Annotated in this window: 16 protein-coding genes and 1 pseudogene; 5 read left to right on the top strand and 12 right to left on the bottom strand. The window is 51.2% G+C overall.

Annotated features, from left to right (window positions below; translation table 11 throughout):
* Positions 1-609 precede the first annotated feature (609 nt).
* Positions 610-1,581: a hypothetical protein gene (locus tag METLA_RS23380; RefSeq protein ID WP_220096015.1), complete on the bottom strand. Its 972-nt coding sequence runs from the start codon at positions 1,579-1,581 to the stop codon at positions 610-612.
* Between the two features lie 641 nt (positions 1,582-2,222).
* Between METLA_RS23380 and METLA_RS0118535 the strand changes: the two genes are divergently transcribed.
* Positions 2,223-3,380, top strand: a complete 1,158-nt coding sequence (locus METLA_RS0118535; protein WP_024299975.1) for a helix-turn-helix domain-containing protein — start codon at positions 2,223-2,225, stop codon at positions 3,378-3,380.
* A gap of 89 nt (positions 3,381-3,469) precedes the next feature.
* Here the strand turns inward: METLA_RS0118535 and METLA_RS21100 are convergent, their stop codons facing one another.
* Positions 3,470-4,030, bottom strand: coding sequence for a hypothetical protein (locus tag METLA_RS21100; protein ID WP_024299974.1), 561 nt, complete (start codon positions 4,028-4,030; stop codon positions 3,470-3,472).
* Between the two features lie 198 nt (positions 4,031-4,228).
* On the bottom strand, positions 4,229-4,783 hold the full coding sequence (locus METLA_RS21090) for an REP-associated tyrosine transposase (protein WP_024299973.1): 555 nt from the start codon (positions 4,781-4,783) through the stop codon (positions 4,229-4,231).
* A 134-nt stretch (positions 4,784-4,917) separates the two neighbouring features.
* Between METLA_RS21090 and METLA_RS23985 the strand changes: the two are divergent.
* Positions 4,918-5,034 (top strand): annotated as a pseudogene (locus METLA_RS23985) (IS91 family transposase); the annotation flags it as partial.
* Positions 5,035-5,392: 358 nt separating this feature from the next.
* Here METLA_RS23985 and METLA_RS0118520 read toward each other — a convergent pair.
* The 6 genes from METLA_RS0118520 to ffh all read right to left on the bottom strand — a co-directional run bounded on the left by METLA_RS0118520 (position 5,393) and on the right by ffh (position 9,522).
* On the bottom strand, positions 5,393-5,740 hold the full coding sequence (locus METLA_RS0118520; protein WP_024299972.1) for an EF-Tu C-terminal domain-related protein: 348 nt from the start codon (positions 5,738-5,740) through the stop codon (positions 5,393-5,395).
* 285 nt (positions 5,741-6,025) lie between these two features.
* On the bottom strand, positions 6,026-6,367 hold the full coding sequence (gene rplS, locus METLA_RS0118515; RefSeq protein ID WP_024299971.1) for a 50S ribosomal protein L19: 342 nt from the start codon (positions 6,365-6,367) through the stop codon (positions 6,026-6,028).
* 8 nt (positions 6,368-6,375) lie between these two features.
* A complete protein-coding gene (gene trmD, locus METLA_RS0118510; RefSeq protein ID WP_024299970.1) occupies positions 6,376-7,119 on the bottom strand; it encodes a tRNA (guanosine(37)-N1)-methyltransferase TrmD in 744 nt (247 codons plus the stop codon).
* Positions 7,120-7,127: 8 nt separating this feature from the next.
* Positions 7,128-7,640 carry a ribosome maturation factor RimM gene (rimM, locus tag METLA_RS0118505; protein WP_024299969.1) on the bottom strand — a complete coding sequence of 171 codons (513 nt, stop codon included), beginning with the start codon at positions 7,638-7,640 and terminating at the stop codon, positions 7,128-7,130.
* A gap of 8 nt (positions 7,641-7,648) precedes the next feature.
* Entirely contained in the window at positions 7,649-7,900 is a 252-nt protein-coding gene (rpsP, locus tag METLA_RS0118500; RefSeq protein WP_024299968.1) for a 30S ribosomal protein S16, read from the bottom strand.
* 263 nt (positions 7,901-8,163) lie between these two features.
* Positions 8,164-9,522 carry a signal recognition particle protein gene (ffh, locus tag METLA_RS0118495; protein ID WP_024299967.1) on the bottom strand — a complete coding sequence of 453 codons (1,359 nt, stop codon included), beginning with the start codon at positions 9,520-9,522 and terminating at the stop codon, positions 8,164-8,166.
* A gap of 202 nt (positions 9,523-9,724) precedes the next feature.
* Here ffh and METLA_RS0118490 point away from each other — a divergent pair, with 202 nt between their 5' ends.
* The 3 genes from METLA_RS0118490 (at position 9,725) to METLA_RS0118475 (ending at position 11,284) form a co-directional block, all read left to right on the top strand.
* A complete protein-coding gene (locus tag METLA_RS0118490; protein ID WP_024299966.1) occupies positions 9,725-10,519 on the top strand; it encodes a cytochrome C assembly family protein in 795 nt (264 codons plus the stop codon).
* Positions 10,520-10,554: 35 nt separating this feature from the next.
* Positions 10,555-10,749 (top strand): DUF1289 domain-containing protein, encoded by a 195-nt coding sequence (locus tag METLA_RS0118485; RefSeq protein ID WP_245598824.1) that lies wholly within the window; start codon positions 10,555-10,557, stop codon positions 10,747-10,749.
* 220 nt (positions 10,750-10,969) lie between these two features.
* A complete protein-coding gene (locus METLA_RS0118475; RefSeq protein ID WP_024299964.1) occupies positions 10,970-11,284 on the top strand; it encodes a hypothetical protein in 315 nt (104 codons plus the stop codon).
* Positions 11,285-11,381: 97 nt separating this feature from the next.
* Here the strand turns inward: METLA_RS0118475 and METLA_RS0118470 are convergent, their stop codons facing one another.
* From METLA_RS0118470 to METLA_RS0118460, 3 genes are all read right to left on the bottom strand, one after another.
* Positions 11,382-12,092, bottom strand: coding sequence for a DUF3313 domain-containing protein (locus METLA_RS0118470; protein ID WP_024299963.1), 711 nt, complete (start codon positions 12,090-12,092; stop codon positions 11,382-11,384).
* A 184-nt stretch (positions 12,093-12,276) separates the two neighbouring features.
* Entirely contained in the window at positions 12,277-12,666 is a 390-nt protein-coding gene (locus METLA_RS0118465) for a hypothetical protein (protein WP_024299962.1), read from the bottom strand.
* Between the two features lie 122 nt (positions 12,667-12,788).
* Positions 12,789-13,139, bottom strand: a complete 351-nt coding sequence (locus tag METLA_RS0118460; RefSeq protein WP_024299961.1) for a glycine zipper 2TM domain-containing protein — start codon at positions 13,137-13,139, stop codon at positions 12,789-12,791.
* Positions 13,140-13,319: the final 180 nt, after the last annotated feature.

The following is a 13,319-nucleotide window of genomic DNA, read 5'->3' as shown; positions in this document are numbered from 1 at the left end:
ATAAAGATAATAAACATTAATATATTATTTTATAAAAACAGCATATTACCTTAATATAATTAACGCCATCAATCCAGAGCCATGAGAATAAAATAAGCAATACCACATATCGATTTTAACCCGACATTATGAGCATCATGGATAATTTGATATTTAAAAACTGCTACCATGCCAGGAGGTTTTTCCGCTTGAACCTTTTCCGGCCAACACGAAATACACTATAAGGTTTATTTACGGGAAGTAGTGATTGATGGACCGTTGTCTTTGCTTTCCCAGCATCCCTGGAACGCATCAACCGCCTGTATGAGGCTTCGGACATTAGCGATTTGGCTTGCGCGCTGTTCGATGTGCAGCCGGGATACGACTGGAATTGCGCAGCGGAGGATATCAGTCTTTATCTGGAGCGATACATGCTTTTAGATCCTTTCGTGGCCGCGTGAAATCGCCAACCTACGGAGGCGATCAGGTTATTTCGCAGTAGGGGACTTCAAAGCAGTGATTAGGCCGTGATAAGCCGTCGTATCGATCAGCGTCAGAGTGAGAACGGCCAGAAAGCCTCCCGCACGCATGGAGAGAAATTGCTGCGCGGGAGACAGGCTAGACCACTACTTATTGAATAGGTTGGGTGTCCAGGGTAGATGGAGCATCCAGGCTAGATGGAGTATCCGGGCTGGATGACGTATCAGGGCTAGACGGGACATCCGGGCTGGATGGAGTATCCGGACTGGATGGAGTATCCGGGCTAGACGGGACATCCGGGCTGGATGGCGTATCCGGGCTAGATGGGACATCCGGGCTGGTTGGCGTATCCGGACTGGATGGCGTATCCGGGCTAGACGGGACATCCGGACTGGATGGCGTATCCGGGCTAGACGGGACATCCGGGCTGGATGGCGTATCCGGGCTAGATGGAACATCCGGGCTGGATGGCGTATCAGGGATGTTTTGATTGTCTCTAGTGCACGTGTCTAAGTCGGTTCTTTTTCCCTTAAACACGAAAGTGTCGCCGGACTGGGTGACGCCATCCCCCTTGATCCTTTCTCCGTGATGATGTGTTCTGCCATGAATGCCAACACTAAACTCAGGTACCGAGCTGCTAGTATCGGAAGGTAGCAAGCCGGCTGAATTAGAGGATACCAAGCCGGTAGCCTGCCAGTCCTCCTCGTCCATATTCAGCTTATCGTGCGCGTAAGTTAACGGATCAACCAATCCAAGGCTTTCAAGCCCATGGATGTCAAGGGACCCAGGGGCGTCAGGAGCAAAGGTAAAACAAGTATCAAACTTTTCAAGCGTGTCAAACTTATCTACCTTATCACCCGATGCGATCTTATCACCATGGATAAATTTGACATGAACAGCATAGGTAAGACCCTCTGGTCCATCGTTTTCATGCTTGTTTTGGTCCCATTCATGCTTGTTTCGGTCCCCTTTATCATCGTGTGCTAACGCAAGATTCACGCAACCTAGCGAGATACCGAGACAACAAGCAAGCCCAAGGCAGTTACGCATAAAGCGGCTTCTAACATTCGGACTGCGATCAATATATTGTGTCTTAAAATATTCAGCATTTAAGAAACTCATAGATATCTCCTATCAATAGATATTGATTAAAATACAACGTTCGATATTTAATTATCGGTATTCCGTTGCTTTTAATGGTGCCATGTCGAGTATAATGCGTTGACAGGGGGCGCGCGATAGCTGCCGCCCCACGGCGATACTATAAAAAATATCGCCTGTTTTCGTATAAGGCATCCTCTGCAAAGACAGACCAGGCTGTAATAAATACACATTATAATATTTTAAATTCCAATGTCACTTCACCAAATCCGCCAAATCTCGACGGTTATATTTTTACAGCATAAGATATAAAAATACTATCCTACTAAAGTAGGGAATTTCACGCACACATTAAAAATGGCATGAAATACAACACCAAGCATATGATTTTTATGTTAGTTTTAAGCCACAAGATAAAGACTATAACTAAATAACGAGGCGACAGATAAGCCATAAAAACACTGCATCAATTGAATCGACACTTTCAAAAAAACCGAACATCAAATAAGTAATATTACGTATAGACGTCAGGAAAATATTCTGCGTATTATAAACAATTTTAAAACCGATCCATGACACCAATGACAAAAGATTTTTTCCTTTGAACCTTTTCCGGCCAATACGAAATACACTGTAAGATTTATTTACGGGAGGTAGGATGGATGGCACGTTATCTTTGCTTGCACCAGCATTTCTTGGAACTCATCAACCGTCTGTACGAGGCTTCGGACATTAGCGATATGACTTGCGCGCTGTTCGATGGCCTACGTCTCGTGATTCCCTTTCACAACGCCATGTTCCTCTCGGTCGATGGCGGCACTTTTGAATTGCAGCCAGGATACGGCTGGAATTTCGCAGCGGAAGATATCAATCTTTATCTGGAACAATACACCCCTTTAGATCCGTTTGTGACGGCGTTGCCATTGCCGCAGCGATTCAACCGGGCGATTCGCCTTTCGGACTTGACCTCCAAAGCTTATTTGGCTCGAACAGGGTTTAGCGACTTTCAGAGCCGCCTGCCTTTTCAGTATGCCTTGAGCGTAGCGGCTGCGTGGAACCGGCAACCGATGGCGGTGCTCAGGTTATACCGTAGCATGCAAGGAGGGGACTTCAAAGCAGAAGAACTCGATCTGTTGAGCAAATTGGCGCCTCACATTGCCCATGCCCTTTTTTTACAGAAAGCGTTGCTTGATGAGGATGTGCACCTTGGCACCGAGATAGTCGTGCTAGCCGCCGACGGGCGGATCATTTTCAACAGCGAAACCGCACGGGATATCCCGCCGGAGGTTCGAAATGAATTGATCCTACTGGATGAAGAGGATGGATCGCTGTGCCTCAGTAATGATTCGAAATTCTACCGAGCGCGTGTGGTCGCCTGGCGGCCTCCCAGTTTGCTCACCTGTTTTGCGAAACGCGCCGGAACAACATCAAATCGGCAAAGAGTCGAGGGCGCCTTGCCGTCTGACGGCAACGGCAATGACGCCTTCAATTCTGCAAGCCGAAATCTCAACATCATCGCAATCGAGCCCTTTCGTAGGCGCGAAGACATTGCCAGCCGGCTGCAATACGCCGGCATGTCGTCTCGGGAAATCGAGGTGGCCCTAAGAGTCATGTCAGGGTGTTCCAATGCCGATATTGCCCGCGCCCTGTTTATCGATGAGAAAACAGTAAAGGACCACTTAAGCCACATCTTCCAGAAAATCAAGGTACGCAGCCGAACGCAGTTGATCTCCCAAATAGTCGGGCTGAATTTCATATGGCGCAGCGCAGATAAGTCTTCAGGGAGTTGCGAGAAAACACAGGCAGAGGATCGCCCATAAGGCGCTTTGACTTTCCGTAGCGTGTAGCCCGGAGAAATCGTGCCGTGCTGGAGAATCCATAACAGTCCGGAGGAAGAACGAAGCAGCCATCAGCTAAGAGACATCTTAGCCTGTAGAACGGCGCTGATTATGTCAGATTTACATTGCAGCACGGCTTCTCGCAGTTGCATATAGGTCGCCGGCTCAGGTAGGTCATAGGATAATGTGGCTGAAATCTGCTTCGCTAATGATGACATACTATCAGGAAGCTGCGGCTCGGCAATGCCCTCCAGGGCGTAAAAGCGCGTCAAAACGTCGGCAAAAGCCGTCCATGTTTTGGGTATATTCGCATTGGGAAAATAAGCTTGCAGTTTCGTTCCGATGACTGCGCTCTTGATCTCCCACGCTTTATAAGCCTGGTCAAATTCGGCTTGTTCCTGGGGTGTTACCGGAATCGGAGGAGTTCTCCGAATCTCTTTGCGTAGATGAGCGAATTGGATCGACATAAAGAACTCCATGACAGACTCGCTGATTTCGGAGACCAAAGTGGTTTTGATTTCGAGTGATTTTTGTCGATTTTGCCAATTTCGGGTTATGAATGGAATGATTAAACCGCTGAGCATCGCGCCAATGATCAGCAAAGTTAAGGGGTGTCTTAATAGAGAATCCATCAAGTTGCTCCAGTTCGATTGGTGGGAAGGCATGAATAAGCGCGTAGGAAAATGGTATAGACGCCTCCCCTTCCCAACGATCGCGATGTGCCAAAGTGGAAGGATTCAACACCTACTTGAAAGAAGAAGAGGAATCCATACCATTATCCTACGGTTCTGCAAAATGGAGGATTAACTGCGGCGAATTTACCTTACAGGTTAAGAGGGTTCGCCGCCAAATGGCAAATCAAGCATAGTGGACGCCCCGCCCCAATCCAGAGGATAAATACCCCGCTCGACATCGCGGTGAAAGGTAGAATACGGCCAATCCCGTACTTGCGTCACCAAGCCATGTTTAACCGGATTAATGGCATTGTAATCTCTATGACGAGAATAACCCGATTCCGTGGTAATGCAATGCTCCCAATAGCGCCGTTGCCAAAAAGTGGATTCGCGGTGTTTGATTTTGGAGGCCGTCATCCAATTCGTTCGATGATAATGTTCAGCACAGGCCAAAGACACCCGGCGTTTGATCAAGCTCCATCGCATGGCATAATTGGCGTCTCCCGCCGGCAATGTCCAAATCGTGTGCAGATGGTCTGGCAGTAAAACCCAAGCATCGATGGTGAAGGGATGGCGCGATTGTACCTTTTTGACGGCGTCGCGCAACGCCCCACGTACCGGAGCATCGCAAAGAGTCGGGCGACGACGATAGGTCACTACCGTGAAAAAATAAGTTGCGCCCGAAATATCGGCGCGCCGATAACGTGACATAACAAAACCCAGCCGTCAGACAGGTTTTGATTATAGCAAAAAGTCATTAAATGTAGGGTGGGCAGCGCTTTTCTGCCCACCATCTAGCATCGCAAACCCGTTCCGCGTAGGCACGAAAAGCACGTGCCCACCCTACCCGGCTTCGGAGCCGCCCTCCGATCCCGTGTCCTTGCTGCGGCGGCGCTATGCGGATTGTGAAAACCAGGATACCCTCTCCGTTCACAGCCGGGCGGTCGGCGCCATCCGGCTAACAGCAGGGAGGCACAACCGCTTATGTAAACGCATTCGTCAATCCGGGGGATCGACATTGGCATTTTCCAGCCGAGAATCGCGCTCGCCCGAAAAAGGTTAACATTCACTGCTATCTCGTCAATTTCCGGCTCACGGCATTGCCAGCGCGACGCCCAGGGCTCATTTTTGCGTACTGCGGCTTTCGACAAGCTACAGCGACCCGCGACATCCGAAAAGCTATTTTCTTATAATAAAGTCCGCCTTCCACCACCGGGCTCGTCCAACAACCGGTTCAGATTGTGGTTCGCTTCGCTCACACAATCTAACCTTATTCGTTAGGCATTTGGCGCTGCAAAATCAAAAATAAAATCAAAGGGATCATAGCTTGCCTTGTTCCTTGGTGCGAACTTCTGCTGCGTGTGCTGCAAGATTAAGGATGCTTGTGACCTTGCCATAGCCAACGGTTTTAGAGCCTTCCCGGACTAAAAACACAGTGCCTACCGCAAGCTTTTCGTCGTGTGCTTGAGGGCTGGCAAAGCGCAATGTTGCTTTTACGTTGCCTCCCGGTTCAACTCTCTCGCAGCCGATAAAGGTTTGCTGAGCGTCCCAATCTGTACCATCGTAATAGAACTGACCTCGATAACCAGTGCCAATGTAGCCCTGACGTCCCCCGGCCTGTGTTGGGAGATAAGTAATCTCAGCTTCAATGTCTGGCAGATATTCCATGAATGGTATTTTTGGATGTGCCTAACTATTATAATTAGGCATCCTAAAAGACGCAAAACATTGCGTCACTCAGTTGCCTAATAGATTTCGAAATCCCAAAACCGGTTTATTTTCACTCATATGCGCGAAAATATCACATCCCAATCGAAATGCAACGCCCTTCAGGAAATTTATCTGGAAAGCCGACCAAGTTAGTAACAAAATTCGCCTGCAACCAAGCTGATAAGATTTCACGCAAAAAAAAGGCGACCCACGGTCGCCTTTTTTTCTTCTGTAAAAAACTTCTTACAGTTTTTCTTTAATTCTCGCTGCCCGACCAGTCAAATCACGCAAGTAGTACAGTTTCGCTCTGCGTACATCGCCGCGGCGCTTAACTTGGATTTCGCTGATCACCGGGCTGTGCGTTTGGAAAACGCGCTCTACGCCAGTGCCGTGCGAGATTTTTCTGACGGTGAAAGCAGAGTTCAAACCGCGGTTGCGCTTCGCGATGACGATGCCTTCGAACGCCTGAATTCTTTCACGCTCGCCTTCCTTGACGCGTACTTGTACGACAACGGTATCGCCGGTCGAAAAGTCCGGGATCTGCTTTAATTGTTCTTTTTCCAATGCTTCAATAATATTGCTCATTACCACACCTAATAAACATCAACTTCAATTTTAAATTCGTTCAGCAGGGCTTGCTGTTCCGGGCTTAGCTGCTGGTTTTCCAGCAAGTCCGGGCGTCTCTGCCAGGTTCTGCCGAGCGCCTGTTTCATCCGCCAGCGCTCGATTTCGGCATGATTGCCGCCCAACAACACCTTCGGCACCGGATAACCATCCAGATGCTCGGGCCGGGTAAAATGCGGACAATCCAACAATCCGTTTCGGTGCGAGTCCTGCTCCGCGGAGGCTTCATCGCCGAGCACGCCGGGCAGTAAGCGCGTAATGCCGTCGATTACGATCAGGGCCGCGAGTTCGCCGCCGCTGATCACATAGTCGCCGAGCGACCATTCCTCGTCGCAATCGAGCTCGACGAAACGTTCGTCAACGCCTTCATAACGCCCTGCGACAAGAATCAATTGACTGAGCTGACTGGCCTCGGCCAATAGTTCCTGGGTCAATAACTTGCCTTGAGGACTTAAATAAACCACTTTGGCCGGGCTTGCACCCGCCGCTTTCGCCGCCGTTACCGCATCATGCAGGGGCGGGTATTTCATCACCATGCCCGGGCCGCCGCCGTAAGGCCTGTCGTCGACGGTTCGGTGCCGGTCTTCGGTATAGTCCCTGGGGTTCCATACGTTCAGACTGACAAGTTGCCGCTCGATCGCCCTGCCGGTCACGCCATAGCTTGCGGCGCCGGCGACCATGTCCGGGAAGATCGAGACGACATCAAAACGCATGTCGGCTGTTAAAACTCAGGGTCCCAATCGACGACGATGCAACCGCCTTCGCGGTCGACCTTGACGATGACCTGACCCTTGATAAACGGCACCGCGCGTTCGCGTTCGCCTTTCACGATCAACACATCATTCGCGCCGGTTTCGAGCAGGTTATCCACCACGCCCAGCACCACACCGTCGGTCGTCACGACCTCTAATCCGATCAGATCGGACCAGTAATATTCGCCTTCGGACGTTGCGGGCAGTTGCTCGCGGCGAATGAAAATCTCCCAACCGACCAAGGCTTCCGCCTGACTGCGATCATCCACACCCTTAATCTGGGCAACGATGCCGCCGCCTTGCAGGTGGCCGCTGACGATTTCAACCGTCTTCGTCTCGCCTTTTTTTATCAAAAGCCAGGGCGAATAATTCAGGATATTTTCCTTCGGACTGGTGTAAGAAAAAATCTTTACCCAGCCTTTGATACCAAAAACGCCGGAAATTTTGCCGACGTCGACGGTATTATCGTGTTCTCTGGTCAAAATCCGGTTTAGGCAATTGCCTTCGCAGCGTCTTTGATCAATCTCGCAACGCGGTCGGAAGGTTGCGCGCCATGAGATTTCCAGTATTCAACGCGCTCGCTGTCCAAACGCAATCTGACTTCGCTGCCGCGTGCCAGAGGGTTGAAGAAGCCGAGGCGCTCGATGTAACGACCGTCACGACCGCTTCTGCTGTCAGCGACGATGACGTGGTAAAAAGGACGATTTTTCGCGCCGGTTCTAGTAAGGCGAATGGTTACCATTAAAGTTCCTCAAAACATTTAATTCAAAAAAATTAATCTGCCTATTCTACGCGATTTTACTGATATGTAAAGCGATGAATAGGCACAAAATTAGGGTTTGTTGATTTTTGTTGCGTGGCGGATGTGACTTGGACTGACGCCGGAAGCGATGCACAAAGCCAATTCCCTCTCCTTTTGAGAAAGGGAATAGGACGAGAGTTTAAAATGCCTTTTTGATCGCCCTCACCCTGCCCTCTCCCAGAGGGAGAGAGGGTTTTCAAACCTCAGCGCCGCAAGCCGCGCACGTTGCTCTTGATGCCGCGGATCATGTTCGCCATGTTGCCGCCGGCTTTCAGCTTCTTCATCATTTTTTCCATCATCATGAATTGCTTCAGCATCCGGTTGACCGCATTCAAATCCTGGCCGCAGCCGTCGGCGATCCGTTTTTTGCGAGTGCCTTTGATCAGATCGGGGAAGCGGCGTTCTTGCGGCGTCATCGAATTGATCACTGCGATCTGGCGGGCCAATTCCTTGTCGTTGACTTTCTCTCTGACTTCTTTCGGCACGGTGTTCATGCCTGGCAGCCTGTCGAGCATCGTGCCGATGCCGCCCATGTTTTGCATTTCAACCAACTGCTCGCGGAAGTCTTCCAGGTCGAAGCCCTTGCCTTTTTGAATCTTGCGGACCAGCTTTTGCGCTTTTTCCTTATCGACTTTCTGTTCGATCTCCTCGATCAGCGTGAGCATGTCGCCCATGCCGAGGATACGCGAAGCCACCCGATCCGGATGGAAAGGTTCGAGCGCGTCGGTTTTTTCGCCGACACCGATGAACTTGATCGGCTTGCCGGTAATATGACGGATCGACAAGGCCGCCCCGCCACGCGCATCGCCGTCAGCCTTGGTCAGAATCACACCGGTCAACGGCAAGGCGTCGTTGAAGGCTTTCGCGGTGATCGCGGCGTCCTGACCGGTCATGCTGTCGACCACGAACAAGGTTTCGATCGGCTTGACCGCGGCATGCAGTTCCTTGATTTCGCCCATCATCTCGTCATCGATGTGCAGGCGGCCCGCGGTATCGATGATCAACACGTCTAAAAATTTACGCTTCGCGGCGTCGATTGCGGCATTCGCAATATCGATCGGTTTTTGGCTGTCATCGCTCGGATAAAATGTCAGACCCACATCATCCGCAAGCGTTTCCAGCTGCTTGATCGCGGCCGGACGATAGATGTCGACACTGACCACGCCGACTTTTTTCTTTTGGTTTTCCTTCAGCCAGCGGCCCAGTTTGGCGACCGTGGTGGTTTTACCGGCGCCCTGCAAGCCCGCCATCAGCACGATCGCGGGCGGCGTGGTGCGCAGGTTCAGCGCTTCATTGCGCTCACCCATCACCTTGACCAATTCGGACTGCACCAGCTTGACCATCGACTGACCCGGTGTCAGGCTGCTTTGCACGGTTTTGCCCAAGGCTCCGGTTTTGACGCGATCGATAAAATCGTTCACCACAGGCAAGGCGACATCGGCTTCCAGCAAGGCCATGCGCACTTCGCGCAGGGTTTCTTTGATGTTGTCCTCGGTCAGGCGACCCTGGCCTTTCAGTTTTTTGAGGGTATCACTTAATCGATCGGTTAAATTATCAAACATGGCGTAAACTTATTGGGTGACAAGGAAAACTAGACCCGCGCAAATGCGCTAGGATCAGGACACGCTAACAGGCTATACTAACATACCTTGAGCGGTCCTGTAATCCTCACCGTTTTTCCCATAGACAGTGGCAGGCACAATCCGCGCTCAAAGCCGCGTCAGCGATCCGAATCAGACCCGTTTTCGACCACGAAATTGTTTAATGACCACTATCCAGCTTGCTCTTCTTGCCATCGGCGCCTATGTCTGCAATGCGCTGCTGATTGCCCGGCATTTTCATAAGGATCGGAGCGAAAAAGCGCCGCTGTCGCCCGGCTGGATCGCGGTCATCGCGCATTTCGCCTATATCGCGGTCAATTTCACACACTACCACGGCTTTAATTTCAGCTTTTTCAGCACCGCCTCCTTGGTGTCGATGATCGTCGCCTTGCTGCTGTTGGTTGCGACCCTCAACAAGCCGGTCGAAAAACTCGGCGTGATTCTGTTTCCGATCACCGCCCTGATGCTCGGGCTGGATTTAAGCGCCTCCGAAAAGCCGCATCCTTTGCACATTCATAACTGGCAGATGAGCACGCACATCCTGACCTCGATCATCGCGTTCAGCCTGCTGAACATCGCCGCATTGCAGGCGATATTGCTCGCGGTTCAGGATCAGCAATTGCGCAGCCATCCGCCGAAACGCTATATTCAATCGCTGCCGCCGTTGCAGACGATGGAATCGCTGCTGTTTCAGATGCTCAGCGCCGGTTTGTTTTTTTTGACGATTTCACTGATCAGCGGCTTTATTTTCGTCGAAGATTTGTTCGCCCAGCATCTCGTGCATAAGACGGTGCTGTCGATTCTGGCCTGGATCAATTTCTCCGGCCTGATCCTCGGCCGCATCCGCTATGGCTGGCGCGGACGGACCGCGATTAAATTGACGCTGTGCGGCTTTCTGTCGCTGCTGCTCGCCTATTTCGGCAGCAAGCTGGTCCTGGAACTGATTCTGCACCGCTGATGCCGCGCCCCTTTTCACAACACCCCCGAAACACGATGAACTCTTGCCAGGAAGCCCCCGCCTCGCCTTGCGTCAACGTCTGCTGTCTTGATCAAAACAATCTCTGCGTGGGCTGTTTTCGCACGCTCGACGAAATCAAGGAATGGCGGCAAATGGACCCGGCCGCGCGCACGGCCATTCTGCTGCAAACAGAAAGGCGGCGCCGGCACTATCCCCTGGCCGATCAATGATTTCCGAGTCTCCACTGGAAGCGCAACCATGAAACAACTCCATCGCAAAGAGCTATTCGGCTGGTCGGTCTTCAACGAGGAACGCAATCTGGATTTTCACATAATGTGATAAATATACCTATAGAATCCGGGCGGTTTTTATTCTATAGTTAGCTAATGGAAAAAATGACAGCATTTTTAAGGTCAGAATACCGCCATCACTAACAGAGTCACTATTACAATGAATATCATCAATTTACGCAAAAACGTGCGGCGCACCTCGGATACGCGCCCAAATGAGGATCGCCGGAGCGCCTCCAGCCAATTCGGCACCACCGAATTGCAGGAAAAAATACCAGGCAGAGAATCGACCTTTGCCAAATTGAACCGCCGCAAAGCAGAAAGACGCCAAAAGGATCGCAGAAGATCGCCCTCCGATGTGCAACAAGAACATGAAATTTTGCCGCCCGGCACTCAATATGCACGGTTCAAGCTGACCCATGGCGAGCGGAACCTGATTCAGGATATGTTTTTGAGCGACCTGGAAAACGAGTAAGCCGTTTTATCCGCATCCGACAAAAAAGGGGCTTTAGCTGCGTTTGATCACAGCCAAAGCCCCTTTTTTCATTGTTCTCTAAAGTCCGGCCAAAATCTTAGAAGCCAAATAACGAAACGTCTGGCGCCTGACAATTCGGATTCCCCGCCTTCTCGCAAAGCTGATAGCTCAATTGCTGAGCCCAGTACAGATAAGCCTGCTCGACATCATCCCAATCATTGAATGATCCCGCCAAGGTTTTGCCGCCGGCCCGGCAGTCGGCCGAGGCCATCAGCAATTCGCCGGTCGTCGAATCGGTCACTTTTCTTTCGATGCTGGCCTTGCCGACAAACGATTCGGTGCCCAAAACCAGGTGCTTCAGCAACGATGACGCGCGCGCCGAAGGATACAGCGTCGTGAACTGATCCAACAACAGGGTCGAGGTTTCCGCGTCGGTAATCGCCAACTGCACCCGCAACGTATCCGGACCCGGCTTGCTGACCAATTTGAAGTCCTTTTTCAGCGCTTCGCGCACCCGGTATTCGAACAATTCCTTCAGCCGGCTGCTTTCAATCTGCGGCCTGTCGTTCAAACCGGAATCCTTGGTTTTTCGGATCAAGACCGGGGCGACGATGACTTTCTTGTAATGCGACCAATCCGCACCCTGTTTCCAGTAACTCAGCAAGGCATCATCGTCCCGATCTTCTTTCAGGATCGAATAGTCGCTCAGAAAGTCGCTGGTATCGACATAGCGGGCCTGATAGGTCCTGGCGCAACCGGCGGCCGATAAAAACAGGAGGATTGTTACAATACGCGAAAAGATAGTCATGGCATCCACTCTAAGCCGGTTGAAAATAAACCAACAACACGGCTTAAAGTGTAATCCAATTTCCCGCTTTGACTATGCCGGCCCGATGAAGCCAGCCTATGGAGGCGAAAAAACTCAAGACCTGCCCGCCGAACCGGCGAGAGGCCTTGATGTCTGCTTGAGATGAGCGAGAGAAGATTGGCGCTTAGTAGCCGCCGAAGCCATTGCCCAGATATGAGCCGGCTGCGGCGCCGACACCGGCCGCCAGCGGGTCGCCCGAACCGAACTGATAACCCAGCGCACTGCCGATTACACCGCCCGCCAAACCGTTGGTGGACGGCCGGCCGCCGGGATAATACGAGACCGGAGGCGGTGGAGGTGGCGCCTGATAAACCACTGCCGGCGGTGGCGGCGCATAATAACTTACAACCGGCTGCGGGTAGTAATAGCGCACTTCAGGGGCAGCGTAATAATCGACATGATGGTCATGATGATGGTGATGCCCATGGTGATGTCCCCAGCCGTCTGCCAGGGAAACTCTCGACAGCATCATTGCACAAACCGTCAAGGAGATGAATAACAATGATTTTTTCATAAGATCGTTCTCTATGATGTTGATCAAACGCTAAAAATAACAACTGTAATCTTTTTTGTTGGCTAAATTATGCATGCTTGTAGCTGAATGATGCCTTAACGAAAAAGATAATTTGATCGGGGCTATCTGCCGATTTCGTTGCCGATCAGGGAGCCGGCCGCCGCACCTACGCCAGCCGCGAGCGGATTGCCGTTGCCGACCTGATAACCCACGGCGCCGCCGACCACACTGCCCGCCAATCCCGATGTCGAGCGGCGATCCGGAGCATGATAAGGCTGCGGAGCAGGAGCCGAATAGTAACGGGGGGCCGGAGCAGGAGGTTGCACAGGCACATAATAATGCACGACCTCGTCTCTGTGCCCATGCTTATGATGTCCTTTGGCTTTGCCTGGATGTCCGCCGGAAGCATCGGCAGTGCCCGCGAAACACAGGGCCACCGCAAATAGGGGTAATGCGATCAGTAATTTTTTCATAGTCGTTTAGGTATAGTGAGTTAAGAGATGATGGGGTGTCGTAAAGCGTAACGCGATTTTCTTGAGAATAGCATAAGCTGCATCAACTGAACAGAGACTTAACAGATAGCCCCGCGAGCTTCGATTATGCCTTGTAACGCCAAAGGATACATTGATCGATCTCCCTATTTCAGGATCATT

The sequence above is a fragment of the Methylomicrobium lacus LW14 genome (genome assembly GCF_000527095.1).
In the GTDB taxonomy this organism is placed as follows: Bacteria; Pseudomonadota; Gammaproteobacteria; order Methylococcales; family Methylomonadaceae; genus Methylomicrobium; species Methylomicrobium lacus.
The sequence above is the reverse complement of the archived record's forward strand: the minus strand, read 5'-3'. Positions and strand labels throughout refer to the sequence as shown.